The organism is Stenotrophomonas sp. SMYL86, from assembly GCF_036320025.1.
GTDB classification, from domain to species: domain Bacteria; phylum Pseudomonadota; class Gammaproteobacteria; order Xanthomonadales; family Xanthomonadaceae; genus Stenotrophomonas; species Stenotrophomonas maltophilia_A.
Map to the genome: position 1 here is coordinate 61404 of NZ_JAWIRU010000025.1, position 6157 is coordinate 67560.

The window sequence follows — 6157 nt, forward strand, 5'->3', positions numbered from 1 at the left end:
CGGGCGCGCCCGGCCGCGCCCGGCCCCCGGCCGGGCCCCTGGAGGCACCGCGCGGTGCCCGCCCCGCGCCCGCCACTACCGGACTGATGAATCAGAACGTATAGCGGACGCGGCCGTAGTAATACGCGCCATTGCTGCCGATTGGCGACAGCACGTCGTACGGCAGGTTGCCGAAGTAGTGGATATCGCTGTTGGATCGATCCGGGTAGTTGTCGGTCAGGTTCTGGCCGCCGATGGCCACGCTCCACTGCGGAGTGATGCGGTACTCGACTTCGGCATCCAACTGCCATTCGGCCTGGTAGGTCTGGCGCGGGATGTAGCCGTCACCGAAGTTGAACACGCGTGTGGCGCTGCCATAGCGGTTCACGCGGGTGCTCAGCGACCAGTGGTCGTTGCTCCATGCGGCCGAGAAGCTGCCGCGCGTGCGCGGCGTGGCATCGGTAAGGGTGTTGGTTTCTTCGATGCCGAACAGCACGTAGTCCGGGTTCAGCGCACGCAGCTGTGCCGGCGTGGCCAGCACGTTCTTCAGCGTGGTCTTGGTGTAGGCATAGGTGCCGGTCAGCAGCAGCTGGCCGTCGCCCAGCGACTGGCGCCAGTTGCTGACCAGCTCGGCGCCGCGGGTGCGGGTATCGGCGGCATTGACGAAGAAGCTGGCGCTCTGCAGGCCGCTGACGCCGTAGTTGGCGGCCACGTAGTCGGTCAGTGCATCGCCAGTGATGCTCTCCGACAGCGCGATGCGGTCGTCGATGTCGATCTGGAAGAAGTCCAGCGACAGGTCGAAGTGCTCACCGATGCGGCTGGTGAAGCCCAGCGAGGTATTGATCGACTTTTCCGGCTTCAGGTTCTGCGCACCCAGGCCACGGGCGATCGGATTGTTGACCGACAACAGGCGGCCCTGTACCAGCTGGCCGCCAGCGTTGTAGCCGGTCGAGGTGGATTCGTAGCCGATCTGCGCCAGCGACGGTGCGCGGAAGTTGTTGGAGATGGCGCCGCGCAACGCGAACGCCGGGGTGAATTCATAGCGCAGGCCGAGCTTGCCGGTCAGTTCACCGCCGAAATCGTCGTTGTGCTCGTAGCGTGCGGCCAGATCGGTGGAGAACTTCTCGCCGAACTGGCTGGACAGGCTGGCGTAGGCGCTGGCCACGTCGCGCGACAGGCGCGCCGCATCCTGCGGGGTCAGGCCGCCACCGGCCTGCGAGCCGGTCGGGCGATCGGTGTAAGGGCCGGCGGCGTAGCTGGCCGGGTCGCCGGGACGGGTCTGGTAGCGCTCGTGCCGTGCTTCCACGCCCAGGCCCAGGGTGTGGCTGATGCTGTCGCTCTGGGTGAACACACGACTCAGATCGAGGTTGCCCACGGTCTGTGCGTATTCGTAGTCGGCGGTCTTGAAGCGGGTCGGGCTGGTCGGGCCCAGCGACGCGTTGAGCGAATCACGCAGGCGGTAGGTGAAGTCGTTCTGGCCGTAATCCAGGCTGCCGTCGTAGCTCCATTCACCCCACTGGCCGCGCACGCCGGCCACGGCCTGCACGTCGCGGTTCTCGCCTTCGGAGATCGGCCGGTAACCGTTCGGATAGATCTGCTTCCAGTTGGCATCGCCATCGGGGTAGCGGAAGTAGTTCGCGCCTTCGGTATCACGCTGGTTGAAGGTGCCGAACGCGTAGAACGTCGACGTCTGGCCCACCGGGATCTCAGTGTTCAGCCACAGGTTGATGTCCTTGCTCTTGCCATCGCCCAGCACGTAGTTGCGCTTGCCCTGCAGCGCCAGGTTGTCCGGCGTCTGGTCCCACGGCGGAATCTGGTCGAAGCCGGCGCGGTTGGTGCCGTTGCGGTGCTTGTACTCCAGGCCGACACGCAGGAAGCCGCCGTCCTCACCCAGCGAGGTGCCGACCTTGGCGCTGATGTTGCCGGTCTGGCCGTCGGTGAGGGTGCGGCCGATCGGCTTGAGGTCGGTGTGGTTGGCGCCGTAGCTGGCCTCGATCTCGCCACCGTCGCCGCCGTTGTCGAGGATCACGTTGATCACGCCGGCCACGGCGTCAGAGCCGTACAGCGCACCGGCGCCGTCGCGCAGCACTTCGATGCGCTTGATCGCGCTGACCGGGATCGAATTGAAGTCGACCGGCGTGGTGCCCTTGCCGATCTTGCTGTCGGTGTTCACCAGCGCGGTGTGGTGGCGGCGCTTGCCATTGACCAGCACCAGCACCTGGTCCGGCGACAGGCCACGCAGCTGTGCGGCGCGCACGTGGTCGGCGCCGCCGGAGTTGGACTGGCGCGGGAAGTTGAACGACGGCAGCAGGGCCTGCAGCGCACTGCCCAGCTCACCGTTGACCACGCCCGCCTTGCGGATGTCCTCGGCGGTGAGCACGTCCACCGGCGAGGTGGATTCGAGCACGGTGCGGTCGGCGGCACGGGTGCCGGTGACGATCACGGTGTCGAGGTTGGTAGCGTCCTGGGCCAGAGCCGGGACGGCGGTGGAGGAAAGCGCGAGGGCGATGGCGAGGCCGAGCGGCGACGCGGGCAGGCGGATGGACATGGGGGCTCCAGCAACAACGACGACGGGGAAGGGGGAGATAGTTTCACTTACATCCATCCGGATGAAGCGATATATTATCTTCGCGTGATGGCCGGTGCCGATGCAAGTCCCTGCCGGTCCGGCATGAGTTGATGCCCCGTTGGCATCAGCACGCCGGACCGGTGGCGCTGTACGCTGCCGGCTCGCCTTGTCCCCCTTCCCCGGAGCTGTACCGATGAAACACCTTGGCCTCGTCTTCGCCGTGCTGCTGGCCACCAGTGGCTGCGCCAGCCTGTCCTCTCAGGCGCCCAGCGCCTATGCCACGGCCACCACCGCCGAACTGAAGGGTGATGCCGCACGCCCGTCCGCCGGCCACGGCTGGGTGCGCAGTGAGCTGTACTTCGGCGTGGGCGAGGAGCAGGGCGCCGGCAACCGTCCGCAGGCCGACACCATCAGCGAGACGCAGTGGCGCACCTTCCTGGACAAGGAAGTGACCCCGCGCTTCCCGGATGGACTGACCGTGTTCGATGCCTATGGCCAATGGCTGTTCCGCGGTGATGCCGCGCCCAACCGCCTGCGCACCAAGGTGCTGGTGGTGCTGCACGAGGACACCCCGCAGCGCCGTGCCGATATCGAAGCCATCCGCCTGGCGTGGAAGCAGCAGACCAAGCATCAATCGGTGCTGTGGTCGCGGCAGCCGGTCGAGGTATCGTTCTGAGTTGAAGGTGCCGCCGCGGTGCCGCAGGGAGCAATGATGAACTACAGGGAATGCCTGCTGGGCCTGGTATTGGCAGGTGTGCTGGCACCGTCGGCGCAGGCAAGTGGGGACGAGGGCGAAACGCTACGCTTCCAGGTGGCCGCGCATGTGCAGGCGCATGCCGATCCCCAGCAGGACGGCAGCATCGCGGTGCAGCTGTCACCGTCAGGCAAGCGCCAGACGCTGGCGGGTGCGGCGGATGCCGATGGCAATTCGCGCTGGTCGCTGGAAGACGTCGATTTCGATGGATACCCGGAACTGGTCGCGCGTGCATCGGTGGGCATGGTCAACGAGGCGGTGGCGGTGTACCGCTTCGACCCGGCCAGTGCCGGGTTCCGCGCGCTGCAGGCCGACACCCACGGCAAGGACAGTTGCGGTGACCTGATGGGGTTGAGCGTGGATGCTGCCACTCGAACCCTGACCAGCAGCTGCCGCAGTGGCCCGATGTGGTACGCCGACCAGTACCGGTTTGCAGGTGCGAAGCTCTATCTCTACCGCAGCGAAAGCGTGCTGATGCTGGGCGACACGGTGAACGCCGCGTTGCAATGGGAACAGAGCGACGAGCAGGGCCCGTTGGCGGTCTGGCGTACCTATGATCCCGCCGGTCGTGTGCTGGAGACCGCCATCGCCGATGGCCTGGGCGCACCGCCCGACGGTCCGCTGCGTGGCCAGCAGGCCACCGTGGTGCCAGCGCGCCTGTTCCTGTTCGATCGGCCCGGCGCATCCAGTACGAAGCGTTACCTGGTACAGGGCGACCACGTGGAGATGCTGGATGAGCAGGATGGCTGGATGAAGCTGCGGTTTCTCAATCCAAAAAGCGGCGCGGTGGTGGGCTGGATCAACGTCAACGATTGAAGAAAAAAGGGGACGGAGGGAATTAAGTCGTTTGCGGCACATACGACTTGATTCCCTCCGTCCCCTTTTTTTGCGGAAGCATCACTTCATCAGGTCTAGCCTCGGATGTTCCCCCGTTCGAGGATGTATCCGATGAGCAAGCGCGTGGCCGAAATCGTGGTGGACGCCCTGCAGCAGGCCGGTGTCCGCCGTTGCTACGGCATCGTGGGCGATACGCTCAATCATGTGACCGATGCGATGCATGGCAGTGACATCGCCTGGGTGCACGTACGGCATGAGGAAGTGGCCGCATTCGCCGCCGGTGCCGATTCGCTGGTGAGCGGCGAGCTTACCGCCTGTGCCGGTTCGTGCGGGCCCGGCAGCCTGCATTTCATCAATGGCGTGTTCGAGAGCAACCGCAACCGCGCGCCGATGGTGCTGATCGCCAGCCAGGTGGTGACCAGTGAGCTGGGCATGGAATTCCCGCAGGAAGTGGACTTCAAGGCGGTGTACGCCAGTTGTTCGGTGTTCTGCGAGCAGGTGCACAGTGCCGAACAGGCGCGACGTGTGGTCACGCTGGCCTGCCAGGCGGCGATCAGCCGCCGTGGCGTGGCGGTGGTGATCCTGCCCGCCGATATCAGCCAGGCCGAGGTGAAGCACGATGTGCCGTTCTCCGTGCATTACACCCAACCGGTGCTGCGCCCGTCGGATGCCGAGCTGCAGCGCATCGCTGAACTGTTGGGGCAGGGCAAGCGCATTGGCATCTATGCCGGCGCCGGCTGCCAGGGTGCACACGTGCAGCTGTTGGAACTTGCGCGCAGGTTGCAGGCACCGGTTGCGCACACCTCGCGTGCCAAGGACTTCGTCGAGCCGGACAACCCGTACAACATGGGCATGACTGGCATCTTCGGCATCGAATCCGGCTTCCACACGCTGATGGAGTGCGACACGCTGCTGCTGCTCGGCGCCGACTTCGCCTGGGGCCAGTTCTACCCGGACAAGGCCACGATCATCCAGGTCGACCGCGATGGCAGCCACCTGGGTCGCCGCCATCCGGTGAATCTGGGTGTGGTCGGTGATATCGCGCCGACGCTGGACGCCTTGCTGCCGATGCTGCCGCCGCGCGAGGACAGCAGTTTCCTGGACGAGTGCATCGAGCGCCGTGACAAGGCACTGAAGAAGCGCGAGAAGGAAGAGCAGCCCGGTGAGGGCGAGCTGATCCATCCGCAGCACCTGACCGCGCTGCTGTCGAAGTACGCCACCGATGATGCACTGTTCACCGCCGACGGAGGCTCGCCGATGGTGTGGGTGTTGCGCCACATCCGTGTCAACGGCCGCCGCCGCACGCTGACCAGCCTGCTGCACGGCACGATGGCCAATGCGATGCCACAGGCACTGGGCCTGCAGAAGGCGTTCCCGGGCCGGCAGGTGATCTCGCTGTCCGGCGATGGTGGCCTGGCGATGCTGCTGGGGGATCTGTTGACGGCCGTGCAGGAAAACCTGCCGATCAAGGTGGTGGTGTTCAACAACGGCTCGCTGAATTTCGTCGAGCTGGAGCAGAAGGTGGAGGGGCTGCTGGACAACTACACCGACCTGAAGAACCCGGACTTCGGCCGCCTGGCCGAGGTGATCGGCTTCCACGGCCGCACGGTGACCCGCAGCGAGGATCTTGAGGAAGCTGTGCTGGACTTCCTGTCCCAGCGGGGCCCGGCGCTGCTGGACGTGCACACCAGCCGCGCCGAGCTGGTGATGCCGCCGCAGATCGAGGCCAAGCAGGTGGCCGGTACGGCGCTGTATGCGGCCAAGGCGGTGTTGAACGGCCGCTTCGACGACGTGAAGCATCTGCTGGTGGACAACTTCCTGAAGAAGTAGGGGGTTGGTTGATGCAGGGCTGCGCCCTGCACCCGCGGTAGTGCCGGCCGCTGGCCGGCAACACCAACAGCAGGAGCAGGTTTCTGAGGGATGGCGGGGTGGGTCCGGTTGCGGGGGACGCTGCAAGTACATCCATGTAAGCTCGGTCGCGCCATCCATGGCGCTCACGCCCCCGCAACCGGACCCAC

4 protein-coding genes are annotated in these 6157 nt (G+C 65.8%); 3 read left to right on the forward strand and 1 reads right to left on the reverse strand.

Going from position 1 to position 6157, the window contains the following annotated elements; translation table 11 throughout:
- Nucleotides 1-91: 91 nt before the first annotated feature.
- Nucleotides 92-2527, reverse strand: a complete 2436-nt coding sequence (locus V3B64_RS20010; RefSeq protein WP_329914793.1) for a TonB-dependent receptor — start codon at nt 2525-2527, stop codon at nt 92-94.
- Between the two features lie 214 nt (nt 2528-2741).
- On the opposite strand from V3B64_RS20010, the gene V3B64_RS20015 reads away from it, so the two are divergent.
- The 3 genes from V3B64_RS20015 to V3B64_RS20025 all read left to right on the forward strand — a co-directional run bounded on the left by V3B64_RS20015 (nt 2742) and on the right by V3B64_RS20025 (nt 5969).
- Nucleotides 2742-3224, forward strand: a complete 483-nt coding sequence (locus V3B64_RS20015; RefSeq protein WP_110713328.1) for a DUF3574 domain-containing protein — start codon at nt 2742-2744, stop codon at nt 3222-3224.
- 36 nt (nt 3225-3260) lie between these two features.
- Nucleotides 3261-4118 (forward strand): SH3 domain-containing protein, encoded by an 858-nt coding sequence (locus V3B64_RS20020; RefSeq protein ID WP_329914795.1) that lies wholly within the window; start codon nt 3261-3263, stop codon nt 4116-4118.
- Between the two features lie 132 nt (nt 4119-4250).
- Nucleotides 4251-5969 carry a thiamine pyrophosphate-dependent enzyme gene (locus V3B64_RS20025; RefSeq protein WP_329914796.1) on the forward strand — a complete coding sequence of 573 codons (1719 nt, stop codon included), beginning with the start codon at nt 4251-4253 and terminating at the stop codon, nt 5967-5969.
- Nucleotides 5970-6157 lie beyond the last annotated feature (188 nt).